17 protein-coding genes are annotated in these 17,926 nt (G+C 63.3%); 12 read left to right on the forward strand and 5 right to left on the reverse strand.

What is annotated here, in order from left to right:
• The first annotated feature begins 144 nt into the window (after positions 1 to 144).
• From OB905_10380 to speB, 4 genes are all read left to right on the forward strand, one after another.
• On the forward strand, positions 145 to 1,809 hold the full coding sequence (locus tag OB905_10380; GenBank protein MCU4926387.1) for an asparagine synthase-related protein: 1,665 nt from the start codon (positions 145 to 147) through the stop codon (positions 1,807 to 1,809).
• A 73-nt stretch (positions 1,810 to 1,882) separates the two neighbouring features.
• On the forward strand, positions 1,883 to 2,971 hold the full coding sequence (locus OB905_10385) for a hypothetical protein (GenBank protein MCU4926388.1): 1,089 nt from the start codon (positions 1,883 to 1,885) through the stop codon (positions 2,969 to 2,971).
• Between the two features lie 265 nt (positions 2,972 to 3,236).
• Entirely contained in the window at positions 3,237 to 3,611 is a 375-nt protein-coding gene (locus tag OB905_10390) for a translation initiation factor IF-5A (protein ID MCU4926389.1), read from the forward strand.
• Positions 3,611 to 4,468, forward strand: a complete 858-nt coding sequence (speB, locus tag OB905_10395) for an agmatinase (GenBank protein MCU4926390.1) — start codon at positions 3,611 to 3,613, stop codon at positions 4,466 to 4,468. The genes OB905_10390 and speB overlap by 1 nt, the downstream gene beginning before the upstream one ends.
• 47 nt (positions 4,469 to 4,515) lie before the next feature.
• Here the strand turns inward: speB and OB905_10400 are convergent, their stop codons facing one another.
• Positions 4,516 to 5,139, reverse strand: a complete 624-nt coding sequence (locus OB905_10400; protein MCU4926391.1) for a phosphoribosyltransferase family protein — start codon at positions 5,137 to 5,139, stop codon at positions 4,516 to 4,518.
• 160 nt (positions 5,140 to 5,299) lie between these two features.
• Here OB905_10400 and OB905_10405 point away from each other — a divergent pair, with 160 nt between their 5' ends.
• From OB905_10405 to OB905_10425, 5 genes are all read left to right on the forward strand, one after another.
• Positions 5,300 to 6,076 carry an NAD(P)H-hydrate dehydratase gene (locus OB905_10405; protein ID MCU4926392.1) on the forward strand — a complete coding sequence of 259 codons (777 nt, stop codon included), beginning with the start codon at positions 5,300 to 5,302 and terminating at the stop codon, positions 6,074 to 6,076.
• 76 nt (positions 6,077 to 6,152) lie between these two features.
• Entirely contained in the window at positions 6,153 to 6,845 is a 693-nt protein-coding gene (locus OB905_10410) for a class I SAM-dependent methyltransferase (protein MCU4926393.1), read from the forward strand.
• 94 nt (positions 6,846 to 6,939) lie between these two features.
• Positions 6,940 to 7,215: a hypothetical protein gene (locus OB905_10415; protein ID MCU4926394.1), complete on the forward strand. Its 276-nt coding sequence runs from the start codon at positions 6,940 to 6,942 to the stop codon at positions 7,213 to 7,215.
• A gap of 100 nt (positions 7,216 to 7,315) precedes the next feature.
• On the forward strand, positions 7,316 to 8,509 hold the full coding sequence (locus OB905_10420) for a redox-regulated ATPase YchF (protein ID MCU4926395.1): 1,194 nt from the start codon (positions 7,316 to 7,318) through the stop codon (positions 8,507 to 8,509).
• 864 nt (positions 8,510 to 9,373) lie between these two features.
• Positions 9,374 to 10,960 (forward strand): fused MFS/spermidine synthase, encoded by a 1,587-nt coding sequence (locus OB905_10425; GenBank protein MCU4926396.1) that lies wholly within the window; start codon positions 9,374 to 9,376, stop codon positions 10,958 to 10,960.
• 43 nt (positions 10,961 to 11,003) lie between these two features.
• Here OB905_10425 and OB905_10430 read toward each other — a convergent pair whose 3' ends face one another.
• Positions 11,004 to 11,612 (reverse strand): VOC family protein, encoded by a 609-nt coding sequence (locus tag OB905_10430; protein MCU4926397.1) that lies wholly within the window; start codon positions 11,610 to 11,612, stop codon positions 11,004 to 11,006.
• A 166-nt stretch (positions 11,613 to 11,778) separates the two neighbouring features.
• On the opposite strand from OB905_10430, the gene OB905_10435 reads away from it, so the two are divergent.
• Entirely contained in the window at positions 11,779 to 12,270 is a 492-nt protein-coding gene (locus OB905_10435) for a hypothetical protein (protein MCU4926398.1), read from the forward strand.
• Between the two features lie 141 nt (positions 12,271 to 12,411).
• Complete coding sequence (locus tag OB905_10440; protein MCU4926399.1) at positions 12,412 to 13,629, forward strand: hypothetical protein; 1,218 nt, start codon at positions 12,412 to 12,414, stop codon at positions 13,627 to 13,629.
• Positions 13,630 to 13,662: 33 nt separating this feature from the next.
• Here OB905_10440 and OB905_10445 read toward each other — a convergent pair whose 3' ends face one another.
• From OB905_10445 to OB905_10455, 3 genes are all read right to left on the reverse strand, one after another.
• Positions 13,663 to 14,697, reverse strand: a complete 1,035-nt coding sequence (locus tag OB905_10445; protein ID MCU4926400.1) for a hypothetical protein — start codon at positions 14,695 to 14,697, stop codon at positions 13,663 to 13,665.
• Positions 14,698 to 14,828: 131 nt separating this feature from the next.
• Positions 14,829 to 15,344, reverse strand: a complete 516-nt coding sequence (locus OB905_10450) for a hypothetical protein (GenBank protein ID MCU4926401.1) — start codon at positions 15,342 to 15,344, stop codon at positions 14,829 to 14,831.
• A gap of 237 nt (positions 15,345 to 15,581) precedes the next feature.
• Entirely contained in the window at positions 15,582 to 16,367 is a 786-nt protein-coding gene (locus OB905_10455; GenBank protein MCU4926402.1) for a phytanoyl-CoA dioxygenase family protein, read from the reverse strand.
• Between the two features lie 133 nt (positions 16,368 to 16,500).
• On the opposite strand from OB905_10455, the gene OB905_10460 reads away from it, so the two are divergent.
• The gene (locus tag OB905_10460) at positions 16,501 to 17,859 is read left to right on the forward strand and encodes a divalent metal cation transporter (protein ID MCU4926403.1); all 1,359 of its coding nucleotides are present in this window, start codon (positions 16,501 to 16,503) and stop codon (positions 17,857 to 17,859) included.
• Positions 17,860 to 17,926: the final 67 nt, after the last annotated feature.

Consider the following 17,926-nt stretch of genomic DNA (forward strand, 5'->3'; position numbering starts at 1 on the left):
GACGAGGCTGCCCGTAACCGACCACAGAAGCCACAAAACGGCCTGTAATCGTCCATCGGACCCGACGTTCATCAGTCGTTGACCGTCAGCGGGACGCGAGTATGACTTCCATTACAATGTGTTGGTATCGGGAACGCGTCTCCAATGGCGACAGTACTGGTCGCGAATCCGAGTGCTGAGATTGTTACCCGACAGGATCGGACGTGGGTCGTCGTCGGAACGCACACGCGCGAACTCCGCGACGAGATCGAACGAGGAACCGACTTCGAGGGCGTGCGGGAGCTGCAGACGACGCTACCCGGGGAGGGAACCGTCGTGGCGCTCTCCGGGCGCGAGGACGAGCCAACGGTCCGGGCCCACCGCGGAATCACGTCGGCCTACGAGGTGTTTTACTGCGTCGACTCGAGCGGCGAGCCGATCGTCACCGATCTGTTCAAAAACGCGCTTGCACGGCTCGATCCGGACGATCGGACGGTTCCCGACCGGGCGGTCGCCGACCACCTCCTGTACCGAACGACGCCGATCGAGACGTACGTCGAGCGCGTCCACCGGCTCGGACACGGAGAAACGCTGACCTGGGATCCCGGTGAGACTCACCGGACGCCGTTGACCGAGACGCTCGATCCCGAGCCGGGTGTGTCCGCTGCGGGCGCACACAGACGTCTTGACGAGGTGCTCTCGGCGGTCTGTACACCCGTCGCCGACGACGCGACGCTGATGCTCTCCGGTGGCGTCGACTCGACCGTACTGGGTCCGTATCTCACGAATCCGACCCCGAGCGTCACCGGTTCGTTCGATACGCCCGAACTCGCGTTCGAGGGAGCGTACGCCGAGCGAGCGGCCGACCTCATAGACGCCGACCGCGAAGTCGTCGAGATGACGGAGGATGAGTACGTAGCGCGCTTAGAGTCGGCCGTCGACGCGCTCGGGATGCCACCCCACCAGCTCCAGACGCCGACGTTCGACGGCATCTTCCGAGAGGCGGAGGGGAGGCTCGTCAGCGGACAGGTCGCAGATGCCGTCTTCGGCCTCGAAAGTGCGCTCCAGACCGGTCGCCGGGTGTGGCGAACCCGCCACCTTCGGTACGTGCCGGCGGTCGTCGAGAGGCTCAAGCGCCACGGGGAGATTCGCCGTGGACTCGAGCGACCGCCGTCCGATCCGGACGGGCACGCACTCGGGTTCGGCGTCTACACCGACGTGCCGTCTGCGATCGAGTCGATCGGCCGGGATCAGTACGAACGCCGACAGCGGGCACGCTACGAGTACGCGATGGCCCGCGTTCCGCCGGCTGCTGGGGACAACTTCGCCAAGCACGCCCACGCAGGCCAGTGGGTCGACTTCTTCTGTGAGGACGCGGGTACGGTCTGGCGCCAGGCGGCGATCGCTCGAGGCTGTGAGATGTACACGCCCTTTGCCGGCAAGGCAGTCGCCGAGCTGGCGCTCGGGATCCCCTCGCCCGATCGGTACATGGTCGACGGCGAGGCCAAGCACGTTCCGAAGCGACTCGTCGAGGAGTGGTTCCCGACCTACGACCGGGACAAGCCCAAGGGGAACGGGAACTTCCCCGCCGAACGGTTCCTTACGACGGGGCCACTCGCGTCGATCTTCGAGCAGTACGAGCTCCCTGCGTTCGCCCCGGACATTTCCGGCGAGGTCGTCGAGCGCTCGGCCGGGCTGGCGTGGAACCTGGCCAGCTATGCGATCTGGCGAGATCGCGTGCTGGACGCGCACGATCTCGAGCCAGCGCCCCATACTCGGACGGCGTCGGTCGCCGGCCGCGTCTCGGCGTCGGCCGTCGAACGCGTCTAACCGTGCCCGAGGAACGACACGCAGCGATTCGGGGAAGGGGTACTTACACCCGATTCGAGCTCGAAGGGGTGGTATGGCCACGGAGACGGAGTACGACCGGATCGCCGACCTGTCGCTATCGATCGACGCCGTCGAGACGGAGCGCCTCGAAGGCGAGACGACGAGTGATTTTACCCGAGTAACGACGCTGCTCTCGCTGTCGGGACCGGACGGGGAGGGCGGATCGATCACTGGACGAGGAGAAGACGTCATCTACGACGCCGAGGAGCACGACGCGCTGGCGTCCCACGGCCTTCCCGACCTGACCGGCGAATACACGATCGACTCGTTCTCGAGCCGACTCGCCGACCTCGATCTCTTCCCCGAGGGCGCACCGGACCGTGACGTGTTCCGAAACTACCGGCGCTGGGGGGTAGAGAGCGCTGCGCTCGATCTCGCGCTCCGACAGGCAGGAGAGACGCTCGCGGGCGTGCTCGACCGGGATAGCGAGCCGGTTTCGTTCGTTGCTAGCACGCGGCTGGGAGAGCCGCCGACGACGGATCGGCTCGAACGGATCCGCGAGCGCGAGCCCGAGGCAGCGTTCAAGCTCGATCCGACGCCGTCGTGGGACGCGGACGTGATCGAGTCAGTCGCCGCGACGGCCCCAGTGCGGATCCTCGATCTGAAAGGGCAGTACGAGGGGACCGAGGTCGACGTACCGGCAGATCCGGACCTCTATCGGCGACTAATCGACGCTTTCCCGGAGGCGATCCTAGAGGACCCCGCCTTGACGAGCGAGACCGAACCACTCTTCGAAGAGCCCGCAGTTCGCTCGCGGGTCGCCTGGGACGCGCCGATCCACGGGCTCACAGACGTAGAGGCACTTCCCTGGGAGCCCAGCTGGCTGAACATCAAACCGTCCAGATTCGGGTCGATCGAGTCGCTGTTGGAGACGATCGACGCGTGTCTGGAGCGGGGGATCAGCCTCTACGGCGGCGGACAGTTCGAACTGGACGTCGGACGGTATCAGATACAGGAACTGGCCTCGCTGTGGTATCCCGACGGGCCGAACGACCTCGCACCGCGACCCTACAACGTGCCGGAGCTGCCATCGACAGTGCCATCGTCACCCCTCCCGGCGCCGAACGACGAGCCGGGTTTCGGCTGTGAGTCACCGAAATAGTTATTAGCAATTAGCGATAACTATAGAGTGCCCATCCAGTAGTACTGGAGGCAACTCCCCCCACTCCCCCCGACTTCGGCACGGAAACTTACAGAGTGCACGGCTGACTGGTCTCAGTCACTCTTCCCCCACTTGCTGGTGGTGCCCCAGTGTTCTGCTCCATCACCACGTGCCGATCGGGATATGCTACTGAACCCCGTACAGCGGCGCGACGGGCCTCGCACGATCCAAACGGTTTATGCCCGTCGGTTGATTACCCCGGGACATGGCGAAGCAGCAGCAAGAGGTTCGGGACCTCCAGGAAGGAAGCTACGTAATGATCGACGATGCGGCTTGTAAAATCAACGCTTACAGCACGGCGAAGCCGGGCAAACACGGCAGTGCAAAGGCCCGCGTCGAGGCAAAGGGCGTCTTCGACGGCAAGAAGCGCTCGCTCAGTCAGCCCGTCGACGCGAAGATCTGGGTCCCGATCATCGACCGCAAGCAGGGACAGATCGTCTCTGTCGACGGCGATGACATGCAGATCATGGACTTAGAGACCTACGAGACGATCACGATGCGCGTCCCCGAGGACAAAGATGTCTCCCCAGACGACAACATCGAGTACCTCGAGATGGAAGACCAGCGAAAGATTATCTGATGTTTCCCGGGGCGACCGGTACGCGTGAGGCCGAGACCGACACGCAAGGACGACCGTCCGAGAGTGGCGGCGTGAACTTCGTGGTGGTCGGTGCGCCCCTGGACGCGACGACGACCTTCGAGCCGGGCGCTCGGTTTGGACCCCGGCGCGTGCGACTGTTTTCGGAGCCGTTCGACGACTACGACCGTCGAACCGACCAGCACTTTTCGGCCCTGGGCGTCGCCGACGACGGCGACGTCCGGGCGTGGGACGACGTCGACGAGTACCTCGAGTTTCTCGAGGGAACGGTCCGAGACGTCGTCTGGGACGACGCAATCCCGCTGGTGCTCGGCGGCGAACACACCGTCTCGCTTTCGGGCGTCCGCGCCGTCGAACCGGACGTGTTCGTCTGCCTCGACGCACACCTCGACCTCTACGACGCCTACGACGGCAACCCGCTCTCGCACGCCTGCGTGACCCGCCGCATTCTCGAGGACGTCGATAGTGTCTCCGAGGTCCTGCTTCTGGGCGCGCGAACCGGCAGCGAGCTCGAGTGGAAGCGAGCAACCGAATCCGACGTGACGGTCGTCCCGCCCGAGGACGTCGACGACGTCGACCTCGCATCGTGGATCGGCGACCGGACGGCCTACCTGAGCGTCGACATCGACGCCGCCGACCCGGCCTACGCGCCAGGGACGGGGACGATGGAGCCGTTCGGCCTTGAACCCCGTCAGCTGCGCCGGCTCGTTCGCGAAGCAGCGCCACGCAGCGCAGGATTCGACGTCGTCGAAGTCAACGACCGCGACGACGGGCAGGCCGCGGCGCTCGCGGGGAAGCTCCTCCGGGAGTTCGTCTTTTCTGCAGCCGACACCGAGTGAGCGCTCGCCGCCGCGTGGTTCGGGGTCCCGATCCGCCCACCCCGGCGCTACCGGTCCAGGTACTCGACTGCCTCCGCGTCTGAGACCTGTCCGAACTGGCGGTAGTACTGGCCAACCGCCCGGAAATCGGCCGGCTCGCGGAGTGCGATCACCTCGTCGGCTTCGCTCTCTAAGTCCGCAAGCGAGTCGGGCGAGCCGACCGGGACGGCAAGTGTAACGCGCTCAGCGCCCGCCCCGCGAATCTGCCGAAGGCAGGCGATCGCCGTCGCGCCCGTCGCGACGCCGTCGTCGACGACGACGACCTCCCTGTCCGCAAGCGGCGGGAGGCCGGTGCCGTCGCGGTAGCGGGCAGCCTTCTCGCTGGCGTTCTCGGCTTCCTCCTCGCGGACGGACTCGAGGTACGGTTCAGAGACGCCGAGCTGGGCGACGAGCGCGTCGTTTAGCCAGACGCTGCCGTCGCTCGCGACCGCACCGAGTGCGAGTTCGGGGTTCCCCGGCGCGCCGAGTTTGCGGGCGACGACGACGTCTAGGTCGGCGTCGAGCGCGTCGGCGACCGGCCTGGCCACCGGCAACGCTCCACGTGGAATTCCGAGTACGATATCGGCCGTGACGCCGCGCGCTGTGAGCGCGTCGGCCAGCCGAGCGCCGGCGTCTGCTCTGTCGTCGAACACGGGGACGTGTACGGGCGCCATGCAATTAGCTCTCACGCAGCGTGTGACGGGTCGAGCCGTGTGACGGTAGCTCTCACGCAGGTAGAGCCAGTCCGAGGAGCCGACGTGAGCAGGAACACGCGTGCCGAAATCGTACCCGTTTGGGCCGCCCACACCACGTATGGGACGACTCCAGCGGACGCTCTCGAACGTCGCGAGCGAGCACGGGGACGGGAACGGACGAGTCGGCATGGTCGGCGGGAGCGTCGCCTACCCGAACCAGCCGACGATTGTCGGGCTGGCTGCGTTGCGCGCCGGTTCGGACCACGTTCGAACGTTGGTCGCCGCCGAGATCTACGACGCGGTCGCCAGCGCCTCGTCGAACCTGCTGGTCGACCGGTTCGTCGGCGAGCGATTCGACGGCGAGGCGGCCGAGGCCGCACTCGAGATGGCCGCGTGGGCAGATGTACTGGTCGTCGGACCGGGGCTGGTCGACGCCGAGTCAGCGGCAATTCGGCGGACGATCGACGAGACAGACTGTCCGACCGTCGTCGACGCGCTGGCGATCGAGCCGGGACTCGAGGCGGACCTCTCGCAGGCGGTATTGACGCCCAGCGAGAGGGAGGACGACGCTATCAAGGAGCGGTACGGCTCGATCGAGGCGTTCACCGAGGAAACCGGCGCAGTGGTCGCGCTGACGGGCGAGGTCGACGAGATCGTCGTAGACGGGCAGCGGTTACAAAACGAGACCGGCACCTCGGCGCTGACGGTGGCCGGAACCGGCGATACGCTCGCAGGCATCGTCGCCGCGTTGCTCGGCCAGGGCGCCGATCGGGAAACGGCGGCCGAACTCGGAGCCTGGATCCTCGGGAAATCGGGAGAACTCGCGACGGCCGAGTACGGCGCGGGAGTCGTCGCGACCGACGTGATTGCCCGCATTCCGGATACGATGCGCTGAGAGCGACAGTCAGCTATCGGCGCGCTCCGATCGGCTGGGACAACAGTTACCCTCCTTCCGGCCGAATCGTCCACTCATGAGCGACCGGACGGCCGAAACCGAGCGTTCGGATGCCGACCTCGACGCGATCTCTCACCCGTGGTTCGCGGCGCTGTACGACGCCATGGTCCCAATGGAATGGTTACTGGCGTCCCACCGCGAGTACCTGTCTCGGGATCTCTCGGGGCGAGTACTCGACCTGGGCGCGGGGACCGGCTCGATGTGGCCGTATCTGACTGACGCAGTCGAACAGGCAGATTCCGAGGGGCGGGGGATCGAGGTCCACGCGATCGAGCCCGATGTGCACATGCGCCGGCGAGCCGAACGTGCGGCGGCGAAAGCGGGGCTTTCGGTCGACCTGCGGGACGCGCGTGCCGAGTCGCTGCCGTATCCCGACGACGCGTTCGACGCGGTGCTGTCGGGGATGGTCTTCTGTACGGTCGCCCAGCCGGACCGCGCGCTCGAGGAGGTCGCCCGCGTGCTGGCACCGGGCGGCGAGTTCCGGTTTCTCGAGCATGTCCGGGCGGACGGCTGGCGCGGGCGCGGACAGCGTCTGGCCAACCCACTCTGGAAGCGCGCTGCGGGCGGCTGTCAGCTCACTCGGGACACCGTAGGGCGGTTCGTGGGCCACGAATCGTTCGGGGTTGTGGAGATAGCGCGCGTCGACGTCGGCGTCTTCCCGGCGGCGCCGTTCGTGAGGGGGCGACTCCGGCGGCTCGACGACCGATAGCGAGGCGTCGTCCACACCGGAACCGAGCGAGATCTCCCGACGGCCGGAAACTGCAGGGCGAGGCGTTTCCCGTCAGTCGAGCCGAGTACGTGGTATGTCACAGCCGGACGATCGACCAACTGACACCCCTACCACGGACGCCGAGGAGGCGCGGGATGAGGGGACGTGGATGGTCCGCAACTGGCTCGCGGTCGCCGTTGTCTCCATCCTCACACTGTTGTTGCTCGCAGTCGTGATGATGCAGTGGACCGGACTAGTCGACGTGGGCGCCCCGCTCGCCGATACCGAAGGCGGGCAGTGGATCGTCGTCGGCGCCCTCGCGCTCGCGGTCTTGCTGATCGCCGGCTGGAGCTGGCGAGCGATGATCTGAGGCGGCACAGTTAGTAGCTGGACGCGGACGTCATGTGTTCCCAGCCCACGGCAGGGACAGAGAGAAACCCGTTTACCCCTCGCCGTGTCAGGTATCCCTAATGAACTACCGAATCGGACTCGTCGGCAAACCCTCTGTCGGCAAGTCCTCGTTTTTCAACGCCGCGACGATGAACGACGTCCCCGAGGGGGCGTATCCGTTCACCACGATCGATCCCAGCGTCGGCGAGGCCTACGTCCGCGTCGAGGACGCCGCCCCCGAGTTCGACGAGGTGTCGACGCCGAGCGTGGGCTACCTCGAGGGTGACGTCCGCTTCGTCCCGACGAAGCTCGTCGACGTGGCCGGGCTGATCCCCGGCGCCCACGAGGGGAAAGGACTGGGCAACCAGTTCCTGACCGACTTGAACGAGACCGACGTGTTGATCCACGTCGTCGACTTCTCTGGCCAGACCGACAGCGAGGGCGAGCCCACGGAGGGCCACGACCCGCGCGAGGATATCGACTTCCTCGAGACGGAACTCGATCAGTGGTACCTCGAGGTGCTCAAGAAGGGGATCAACCGCTACGAATCGGGCTACACGACCGAAGACGACGCGATCGAAGCGGAGCTAGCCGAGCAGATGAGCGCGTTCAAGACGACCGAAGACGAGATCAAGCTCCTGATCCGCCGAACCGGCGTCGGCTTCGATCCCGAGGAGTGGGACGAGACCGACAAGCTCGAACTCGCCCGGGAGATCCGGCGGGAGACCAAGCCGATGGTGATCGCAGCGAACAAGATGGACACGCCCGAGGCGGCGGAGAACTTCGAGGAGATCGCTGTCGATCCCGACTACGAGCACCTCACGATCGTCCCCTGTAGCGCCCACGCCGAGAAGGCACTCAAAACGGCCGACGAGGGCGGTGTCGTCGACTACCGGCCCGGTGACGACGACTTCGAAATCGTCGGCGACATCTCGGCAGAGCAGGAGAAGGGACTCGAACAGATTCGGGACTTCCTCGACGAGTACGGCGCGTCTGGGGTCCAGGCCGCCCTGGAGACGGCACTGTTCGACGTCCTCGGCGTCGTCCCCGTCTTCCCCGGCGGCGCAAACGGCCTGGGCAACGAGCGCGGGGAGGTGCTGCCCGACTGCTACCTGATCCCGCCGGAGTCGACCGCGGAGGACTTCGCCTACAGTCTCCACTCCGATATCGGCGACGGCTTCCTCCACGCGATCGACTGCCGGACGAACCGCCAGCTCGGCAAGAACTACGAGGTCGAGCCCCGGGACGTCATCGAAGTGATCACGACGAACTGATCGTCGTAGAACGTGACGCGGAGTCTGAACTGCTCGAGTCAGGTAAACTAGGTAGCGGAACAGCAATCAAATTCGTTGATAGTTGTCACGAACAGCGTGCTGATACCAGAGGTTCCGATTAACACGATTTCTGCGCGCCTTTATTTCACCCACTATACCACATCCATTTACATTCTAATGGGACTTGAATTGGGGCAAATATTTACCTGTCAACATTATAGGGGTGAGAAATGAAACGGCGCGTGTTCCTTGCTTCGTCTGGCACCACCCTTACAGTTCCTTTCATGGGATGCGCTGGCTCATCGAGGTGCCCTGACCCTGACATCGAGTCTCCGATGGAATATGAAGAGTTTGACTTCAGCGCGTCTGAGGCAGAAGACGAAGTACGACTTCTCACTACCCCTAATGACGTTGAAGTCGAGGAAAGGGAGACCAGACAGAATCTAGCAGAGATCGACTTTGACACACAGTGTGCTGTAATAGTTGAACGGCCATTGCGTGGGGATTGGGGTTCACACCACATATTGGGGGTTGAGCGGGACTCTGACAACCCAAGTCTGCTCCGAGTACACGCCTGTTCGACTGACAGGCCCGACGAACCCAATGACGTGCAGACTTACTTGGCGTTTGGAATTATTATTGACTATACTGAAAACACGCCCACAGATGTAACCCTCCGCCACCATCATTAGCAGTAATTTCCGAGAGTTCTTGATTCACCTTTAAAACTGAATCGGGGGTCGCTAAGTACGCACGCGTACTGAACGAGCACGTCCAGTACAGACTGACGTATTCGACGCGCAGGTCACCAGACCACCTCCGCGACCAACAGGTACTCAACGACGGATCGACTCAGATCGGATAATGGACGTGCGGTCGCCGACGGCATATCAGCCGACGAAAGCCGAACTCGCGGTCTTCGTCTCCGGGATCACCAGCATGGGGCTGGAGATCCTTGCAGTCAGGATCGTCGCCCCGCAGTACGGGAGCCACATCTACACGGTCGGCGGGATCCTAACGGTCTGTCTCGCCGCCTTGAGCCTGGGCTACTGGCAGGGTGGCAAGCGCGCCGCGCAGGCGACCAACCGGGAGATGTCCTGGATCTTACTCGCGACCGCAGTCTACGTCGCGATCATCGTCTACGCGAGCGACATGCTTCTCATTTACACGTCGACGCTGCCGCTGTCGCCGCGGTACGCCGCGCTTCCGGCGACCATCCTGCTGTTCGGGCCGCCAACCTACCTGCTCGGGTTCATTAGCCCCTACGCTGCGGAGCTCTCGGCCAAGACGGGGGTCGGCGAGGCCTCGGGCCACGTCTACGCGCTCGGGACGATCGGCAGCATCGTCGGCTCGGCGGCGACGACGTTCCTGCTCATTCCGAGTCTCACGATCGAACTGATCGGGCTGCTGTTCGGGCTCGCGTTAGTCGCAACTGCCCTGGTGCTCGTAAGCCCCTCGCTTCCGAAGCCAACCGTCGCCGCGAGCGTCGTGATCGTCGCCCTGCTCGTCGTCTCCTCTGGAATGGGCCCGGTCGCCTTCGATCACCGCGGCGACGTCGTCTACGAGACCCAGACGGCCCACCAGCAACTCGAGATCGTCGACGACGGGGACGTTCGAACGATGTACCTGGATGGGGCCCAGCACAGCGCGATCGATCTCGAGGATCCGGATCGCCACGTCTTCAAGTACACCGAATACTTCCACCTGCCGATGCTCGCGGTCGACGACCCAGACGAGGTAGAGAACGTGTTGTTCGTCGGCGGGGGCGGCTACGTCGGTCCGCAGGACTTCCACGAGCGCTACGACGTCGACGTCGACGTCGTCGAGATCGATCCCCAGGTGACCGACGCCGCCGAGGAGTACTTCGAACTCGAACAGGGTGAGAACATGACCGCTTACGAAGACGACGGTCGGCAGTTCCTCGCCGGCGCAGACGAGGAGTACGACCTCATCATCCTCGACGCCTACAAGCAGGATCAGGTCCCCTTCCAGCTGACGACCGTCGAGTTCATGGAACTCGTCTCGGATCGGCTGGCCGACGACGGCGTGCTCCACGCAAACGTCGTCGGCGCGCCCTCGGGTTCCGGTTCGGAGTTCTACCACGCCCAGTACGAGACGATGGACGAGGTCTTCCCCGACGTCTACAGCTTCCGCACCTCGGATGCGAACGCAGTCCAGAACATCCAGCTGGTTGCGACCAACGACGAAACCGGCTTCAGCCAGGACGAACTCGCGGAGCGAAACGCCGACCGCGAGCTGAGTATCGACCTCGCAGACGCTGTCGAGAACTACATCGAGAGTCCCGACACCGGCGATGCACCCGTCCTTCGGGACGACCGGGCTGGGGTCGACAGTCTGCTCGATCCGATGCTCGGCCAGCGATACGTGATCGAGGAGACCGAGCCGGCGACGGCGACGTCTGCTCCACTCGTCGCACCGCGGGTCGGATAGCCGGGACGAGAGAGTTTCGGGAGCGTGCCAACGCCGAGCCAGCTCAGACGCCCGCGCCCGTCGGCGCGTCGGGCAGGTCGTACGGCTCGGCGTCGAGGCCGAGTTCCTCTAAGGCGGCCGCGAGGTGCTCGTCCTCCGCGTAGTCGGCGCCGTCCTCGACGCGGAGGCGCTGGGCGGTCGCCAGGACCTCGCCGCGACGGTCGTCGGGAATGTCGTACTTGTCGGTCGAGAGTTCGATCGTCAGGCCGTTGGGATCGCGGGTGTACAGCGAGAAGAAGATGCCCCGGTCGAAAACGTTCGAGCCGTAGCCGGCCTCGGCTAAGGCCTCGCGGGTGTCGACGAAGTCCTCGGGGTCGATCGAGAACGAGAGGTGGTGGACCGAACCGATCTGGTGGCGAAGCGGGTTCGCGTTCGTCGGCCGGTCGCCGACGAAGAAGGTGATGATCCGCCCGTCACCCGTATCGAAAAAGAGGTGCGTCGAGTTTGGATCGTCGAGGTTCGGCTGTTTCAACACGAGGGGCATCCCCAGCAGATCGCGGTAGTACTCGATCGTATCCTCCTCGTTGCTCCCGATGAGGGTGATGTGATCGGTTCCGGTGACGTTGATGGGGCTGTCCGGTGGGGTCGCAGTGATCTCCGGCTCGTCGGTCATAGTTCGACGGGTAGTAGGCGACCGAGGGGTAAACCTGTGGTCCCGACGGCAAGGTGGAACGGGATCGCGAGACGCCATCTGACCGGTTTCCAGCGCCGGAGTGACTTGAAACGACGACTGGGACAGCCCAACCGCTACCCACCCGCCGTGCCGAGTGTCGACAGACATGTCGACCCAACTCGAGCAGGCTGCCCCCGAAGCAGAAGCCACCTGGTCTGGAACCGTCCCGACCGCCTTCGACGCCCGGATCGTCGGACTCGTCGTCGCTGCCGCCGCCCTCGCTGCGTCACTGAACGTCCCCTACGGCGGCATTCCGATGGCCGCAGCTGCGTTTGGTGTCCTCACCGTCGTCGGCGTCGCGGGCCACGCACTCGGCCAGCGCCGCCTCCGACGGCTGACCGACGAACTCGCTGCACGCTGGAGCGCCCGCGGCGGAACGATCGAAGCGGTCACGCGATCATCCGACGGACTCCGCACCGAATGGACGCTGCACACGCCTGACGGCCCCGTCACGGTCGGCGGAATCGCGCTCGCACCGGTTTCACAGCTCTCCATCGAGTGGAACGGCATTCGCGATTCGACGCCGGTGGGTGATGCGGAGAAAAATATCGAGGGGTTGGCAGAGAGTCTCTACCGAGAGATATTCGAGCTATCCTGATCCTCCCCTGTCAATCCACGCAGCTTCCACCGTCGAATTCGTGATTTTCAGGGCTTGTTAGGTCTGTGAGCCAGAAACAAGCCAAAGACTCATACGCCTGGAAGACTTACTATTACACTAACTAAACGGGGTGAGAGACAAATGGGACGAAGTCGGCGACGGCGCAGCAAAGGGGGAACGCTGAGCCGACGCGCTGCCCTGGGGCTGATCGCCGGGGGCGCCGGAATCGCCGGCCTCCATAGCACCGGCGCGTTTAGTGTCCAGAACGCGGCGCGAACGCTCGGCGTCGGAGTGGCCGACGACGACGATGCACTATTGGGAATCGTTCCCCACGATGTGTCCGGTGCAGAAGGTGACGAGGTTGCCCTCCTCACGCTTGAAAACCGGTTTTCCGAGAATCTCACTGAGATTGATATTTCGCTCTTCGCTGGAGAGGTCATCGAGATCGACAGTGTCGAGACGCCAGCAGAGATTGCAGCTGGCGCCGAGCGAACCGTCACAGGCGTACTCTCATGTTCGCAAGCGGGTACAGAGACTCTCGAAGTAGAGATTTCGGTGGCCGGTGAGAACGCGTCGTTGACGACGACGCGGTCACTCACAGTGACGTGTGAACCCACGGGCTGCGTGAACCTCATCGACGAAGACGGATCGGTCGACCGGTCCTGGGACAATGGCAGCGTCGAGGAGTGTGACGTACAGATCGATTCCAACGATGAGGTATCCGTCGATGTCACCAGCGGTGGCCGGATCGAGGAATCACTCAATATCGTCACAAGCGACGAGGTTGCAGTCGATCTCAGAGACAATGGCCAGATTGGGGGGAACCTCGATATCACAACTGACGACGATGTTAGACTCGACGTGCGGCGAGGAGGTCAGATCGACGGCGACACAAACATCGTCACCAGCGGCGAAGTTGTGGTTGACCTCAAAGACAACGGCCGCATCGACAACGATCTGACGATCGAGACGGACGACGACGTCACACTCGACGTACAGCGAGGCAGTCAGATCGGGGGTAACGTCGAAATTGTCACGAGTGGGGAGGTCAGTCTCGATCTGAAAAATAGCGGTGACATCGAGGAGAATCTCACGATTCAGACGGACGACGAGGTCAGTCTCGACCTCAAGCAAGGCGGCACGATCGGGGGTAACGTCGAAATTGTCACGAGTGGGGAGGTCAGTCTCGATCTGAAAAACGGCGGCACCATCGGTGGTAGTCTCACGATCGAGAGTGACGACGATGTCGTGGTCGATCTTAGACAGGGAGGGAGTATTGGCGGCAACCTCGATATCGACACGAGCGGCGAAGTTGACGTTAGGGGTCAAGAAAACGTCGCTGGAACAGTCACTACCTAGTTGACGTCCGACGGCCTACGTCGGGCGACAGAGCTACTTGTGCCGTCGATTTCGGGACGGAATCTCAGAGGTGATGCGATTTGAGACCATGGATAACAGTTCTCTGCTTGCGCGCCTACCGGGCGGAGTAACGAGTACGAGAAGAGTACCAAACAACGGAATCGCGAGAAGTCCGTGATCCTGGGTAAAGCTCATATTATTTATTGTGAATATCTCGTTCGTCTCTTCGACGGTGACGCTTCCGGCGTGGTGGCCGTTGACCGTGACGTCGTACGTTCCAGGTTCGTCGATCGAAGTGCTGAACCGCACCTCCCGCTCACCACCCGGTTCGAGAGTGATACGCGTCGTATCCCGAACGATCCCGTCGATAGAGAGTTCGGCGATGAACGTCTCACTCTCCCCATTCGACAGCGGAGTAACTGGTGAGTCGGCCGGCGACGAGGCAAATCCGGACGCGGTTCCTGCGTCGTTCGAAAGGAACGAGGGTGCCGACTCACTCTCTTCTTCGATCAGCTCGTACTGGAACGTTCCAACGACGTCGAATTCGACACCGGATTGGACGGTGAATTGACCGTCAGTTTCGGACCCCTCATCGCCAGTAGCGTCTGGTCCGCCGGTAGCTTGTGCGCCAGGTTCCAGACCGACGTCGACACCTGCGTAGGTCATTCGGACGTTCGATGAAAGCCCATCATCGACGTTGGTGTAGATGGTCACCGTCGGCTCATCGTCGGTGGTTTCGCGCGTGTCGACTTCGGCACCGATCGAGGCTGATTGGCCAGCGGCGATCCTAAGCGGGTTATCCCCGTCTATTGTCGCCGTTCGGTCGTCACCTTCGTAAAACGTGACGCCGGACGGTTCGTCGAACCAGACTGTTCTCGGCTGGTCACCGGTTACCTCGATCGAAAAGACGTCGTCGATGGTCGTGGTCGCGTCCTGGTTGAGCCCCTCGAAATGGAACTCGATCTCGCCGTCAGTGACGCTCGCGTACGACTCGTCTGTGGCCTCGATCGAGATGTCGGCGGTCTCGGAATGGCCGTCTTGGGCTTGTGCGCCCGCGGAGGCGAACACGAGGAGAAGAGCAAGAGCAAGAGAAAGTAACGCAATCGCTCGAAGCCCATTGGAGACGGAGATCCATCGATTACGTTCGTCGGAACCGGGGCTCTTGTGGGTTCCGATCGAACTCATGGGAAGCAATTACGTTATTCTTCCTGGGCGTTTGCGACGAACGTGACGTCGATGTTGAAGTCTTCCTCATCCGAAGCATCACCAACCACAAGATCTAGCGAGAGCTCGACCGATCCGCCTGAAATGACTTCGACCGAATTGCCGCCCCCATGGACTGAACTGTTGTCATTTTCGAAGTTCAAAGTTACCTCACCATCAGAGAGGGTATCTTCGCCGTCGCTGTTTTCGACGTGTAGGTCGACGTCCTGATCGCCGTTGTTCGTGACAGTCAGGAGATCGTCGAATCCAGTGGTCGCCTCAATGTTGATGCTATTGAAACTGAGTTCAACGGTGTCGCCACCAGTGTCATCAACGCCGTCGAAGTCCCCATCGTTCGCGACGATTTGGAGGAGCGCGCTTCCGTCTCCCGCGGTTTCGATGTTTACGCTTCGTTCGGCTTCGACGGTGCTGAACGCACCAGTTGCGAGCACGGCACCGCCACCGGCGACGAGCGATCCAATTCCGACCAGCGTGTTGCGTCTACTTATCATGGGTGTGTGGACGTAGCGGGTGTTCTCCGACAGTTGCCGGGGCCCGTGATCTACGGATATACGTAGAACACCCACCCACTTTGTATTGTCGTGCCAGAAAGACAGTCAGTCACACACGAATATCGTTCAAGCTCTACGAGAAGATGGTCACGGTTGGCGAGAAGGGGTTCAAGCCGAGCCATACCGGGGTGAAAGCGGCATATTTCTCCGCAACTTCGTGGTGCGTGCGAACAGTCTTCAAACGCAACCCGGGAACTCCTCGCCCGTGATGTGAACGGAGTCCACCCAGCCGGGGAGTTCCTCGTCGGACTTGGTAAAGCGCGAACGCGAACGCATGTAGGCCATGATGAGCGCGCGCCGCCAGTGTTCGGAGGTGTTCGGCGCGGTGTAGTGGGGCGTCAGGCAGTGCTGGAAGAGGACGCTCCCGGCCTCCATCGGAACCGCGACGGCGTCGTCGGCGTCGTAGTCGCGCTCGCCGATCACGATGTCGGTGTCGTACTCGACGGCCTCGTGGCCGAGGATCCCGTCTTTGTGCGCGCCGGGGACGACGTTCATGCAGCCGTTTTCCGGCGTCGCGTCGTCGAGGGCGATCCAGACCGTGACGTGGTCCATCGGGTGGATCGGGTAGTAGGCCGCGTCCTGGTGGAAGCCCTTCTCGCTGCCGATTTCGGGCGGTTTGAACATCGCCGCGCTCCGGAGCAGTTTCAGGTTCGGGCCCAGAAGCTGCTGGGCGACAGAGACGATCGTCTCGTTGTCTGCAACCTCGCGGAAGACGTCGTCCTCCTCGACCATTCCAAGGCCCTCGAACTTGCGGACGGCGTCGCCTTCCTCCTCGACCTCGAGTTCACCGCGCTCGACGCGGGGTTCGAGCTGGCTGTCGAAGCCGGCGGGGTCGCGGTCACCGTGGGTATACTCCCGGAGTCGCTCCGTCACGCGCTCGATCTGGTCGGGTGAAAGCGCGTCCTCGACGACGACGTAGCCGTCCGTCTGGTACTGCTCGAACTGGCTGTCTGAGAGCTGCATAGGGATACCTGGGTGGTAGCACGCGGTAACGGTTACGGAAGCGTTCCGAGTGGTACAACAGCATAATCATCTAACATCCCGGTAGTACAACCGAGTAGAATCCTTTTTCAGTGCGTACTCGATAGAGCAGTCAATGACCGACGTAGCGGTTGAGCGGACAGAGACGGAACACATCGGCGTGAGGAGATACTTCTCGAAGCTTGGACCGACCTGGCTCGCGGGCGCGATCGCCGCGGGACCGGCGACGATGGCTGCGGTGATCACTGCCGGCGCGGTGTTCGGCTACGACATGCTGTGGGTCGTCATCCTCGCAGCGGTGCTGGGCGCGACCGCGCAGTACCTCTCGATGCGCCTGGGACTGCTCACCGAACAGGGAATCGTCGCCACCGTCGAGGAGCGTCTGGGCACGTTCTGGGCGTGGGTGCTGGTGATCGATACGGTACTCGCCTCGGGACTCGCCCAGATCGTGATCATGAAAACGGTCGCCGACGTCAGCGCGATGGCCACTGGGATCGACGCGCGAATCTGGGGCGTCCTGTGGGCGCTCGCCCTCGCGGTCGGGCTGGCCGGGGGCGGCTACTACATCGCCGAGCTCGGCGCGAAGCTCATCGTCTCGGCGGTGGTCATCGCCTTCATCGCTTCTGCGTTCATCGTCCCAACCGACGGAACGGCTGCGGTCTCGGGGCTCGCGCCGTCAATTCCGACCGACGCCGGTGCCGCGTTGATTATCGCAGGCGTGCTCGGCGGTGCCGTCCACATCACGCTCATCACGATGCAGACGTACACGATGCGGGCCCGCGGCTGGACCCGCAAGGAGTACGACCTCGGGCTGTTCGACGTCGGTAGCTCGATGCTCGTCGCGTTCGGCCTCTTCAGCGTCGCGACGTTCATCGTCGCCGCCAGTGTGTTGCACACTCCCGAGATCTCCGGCGCGGAACTCGACGCTCTCGCCGCCGCCGACGCGCTCGGCCCACTGGCCGGCGAGTACGCCGCCGCGATCTTCATGATCGGACTGTGGGGCGCCGCGATTTCGACGCTCGGCGCAAACACCGTCGTCCCGCCGTACCTGATCGCCGACAAACTCGACTGGGAGCAAGACGTCTCTGACTCGCGGTTTCGCGCTGCCGTCGTCGCCGTCGCGCTGATCGGCGCCCTCGGCGCGTTCCTCGAGGGCGGATTCTTCCCGCTGCTGACGCTGATGCTCGCGTTCGGACTCGTCGGAACTCCGTTCGCACTCGTCATTGTGCTCTACTTGCTCAACGATTCGAAGACAGTGCCGGAGACGAACTCCTGGCTTGCGAACCTCGCCGCGATCGTCCTCATCGTCGTGACGACGGTACTCGCCGCCGACTTCGTCCGCGAAGAGGCGCCGGCCGCGACGAGTGAGTTTAGCTCGGCTGGCGTCGTGATCTTTGCCGTCGTGATGGGGATCGCGACCCTCGGGCTGATCGGGAAGTACGCTGGAGAGCAGGTCGGGTCGGGCGCGAGCTGATAGACGGGTAACAGGCCGAATTTTACGCCGACAGTAGAAGCGCGGAACCGGACGGTTCGGCCGCGAA

Source organism: Halobacteria archaeon AArc-dxtr1 (assembly GCA_025517425.1).
Taxonomy (GTDB): domain Archaea; phylum Halobacteriota; class Halobacteria; order Halobacteriales; family Natrialbaceae; genus Halostagnicola.

What these genes read in the sequence shown, in the direction of transcription:
- OB905_10380 (MCU4926387.1), top strand. Translation starts at nt 145, where the DNA reads ATGGCGACAGTACTGGTCGCGAATCCGAGTGCTGAGATTGTTACCCGA.
- OB905_10390 (MCU4926389.1), top strand. Translation starts at nt 3,237, where the DNA reads ATGGCGAAGCAGCAGCAAGAGGTTCGGGACCTCCAGGAAGGAAGCTAC.
- OB905_10410 (MCU4926393.1), top strand. Translation starts at nt 6,153, where the DNA reads ATGAGCGACCGGACGGCCGAAACCGAGCGTTCGGATGCCGACCTCGAC.
- OB905_10450 (MCU4926401.1), bottom strand. Translation starts at nt 15,344, where the DNA reads ATGATAAGTAGACGCAACACGCTGGTCGGAATTGGATCGCTCGTCGCC.
- OB905_10430 (MCU4926397.1), bottom strand. Translation starts at nt 11,612, where the DNA reads ATGACCGACGAGCCGGAGATCACTGCGACCCCACCGGACAGCCCCATC.
- OB905_10420 (MCU4926395.1), top strand. Translation starts at nt 7,316, where the DNA reads ATGAACTACCGAATCGGACTCGTCGGCAAACCCTCTGTCGGCAAGTCC.
- OB905_10440 (MCU4926399.1), top strand. Translation starts at nt 12,412, where the DNA reads ATGGGACGAAGTCGGCGACGGCGCAGCAAAGGGGGAACGCTGAGCCGA.
- OB905_10455 (MCU4926402.1), bottom strand. Translation starts at nt 16,367, where the DNA reads ATGCAGCTCTCAGACAGCCAGTTCGAGCAGTACCAGACGGACGGCTAC.
- speB (MCU4926390.1), top strand. Translation starts at nt 3,611, where the DNA reads ATGTTTCCCGGGGCGACCGGTACGCGTGAGGCCGAGACCGACACGCAA.
- OB905_10425 (MCU4926396.1), top strand. Translation starts at nt 9,374, where the DNA reads ATGGACGTGCGGTCGCCGACGGCATATCAGCCGACGAAAGCCGAACTC.
- OB905_10415 (MCU4926394.1), top strand. Translation starts at nt 6,940, where the DNA reads ATGTCACAGCCGGACGATCGACCAACTGACACCCCTACCACGGACGCC.
- OB905_10460 (MCU4926403.1), top strand. Translation starts at nt 16,501, where the DNA reads ATGACCGACGTAGCGGTTGAGCGGACAGAGACGGAACACATCGGCGTG.
- OB905_10435 (MCU4926398.1), top strand. Translation starts at nt 11,779, where the DNA reads ATGTCGACCCAACTCGAGCAGGCTGCCCCCGAAGCAGAAGCCACCTGG.
- OB905_10405 (MCU4926392.1), top strand. Translation starts at nt 5,300, where the DNA reads ATGGGACGACTCCAGCGGACGCTCTCGAACGTCGCGAGCGAGCACGGG.
- OB905_10385 (MCU4926388.1), top strand. Translation starts at nt 1,883, where the DNA reads ATGGCCACGGAGACGGAGTACGACCGGATCGCCGACCTGTCGCTATCG.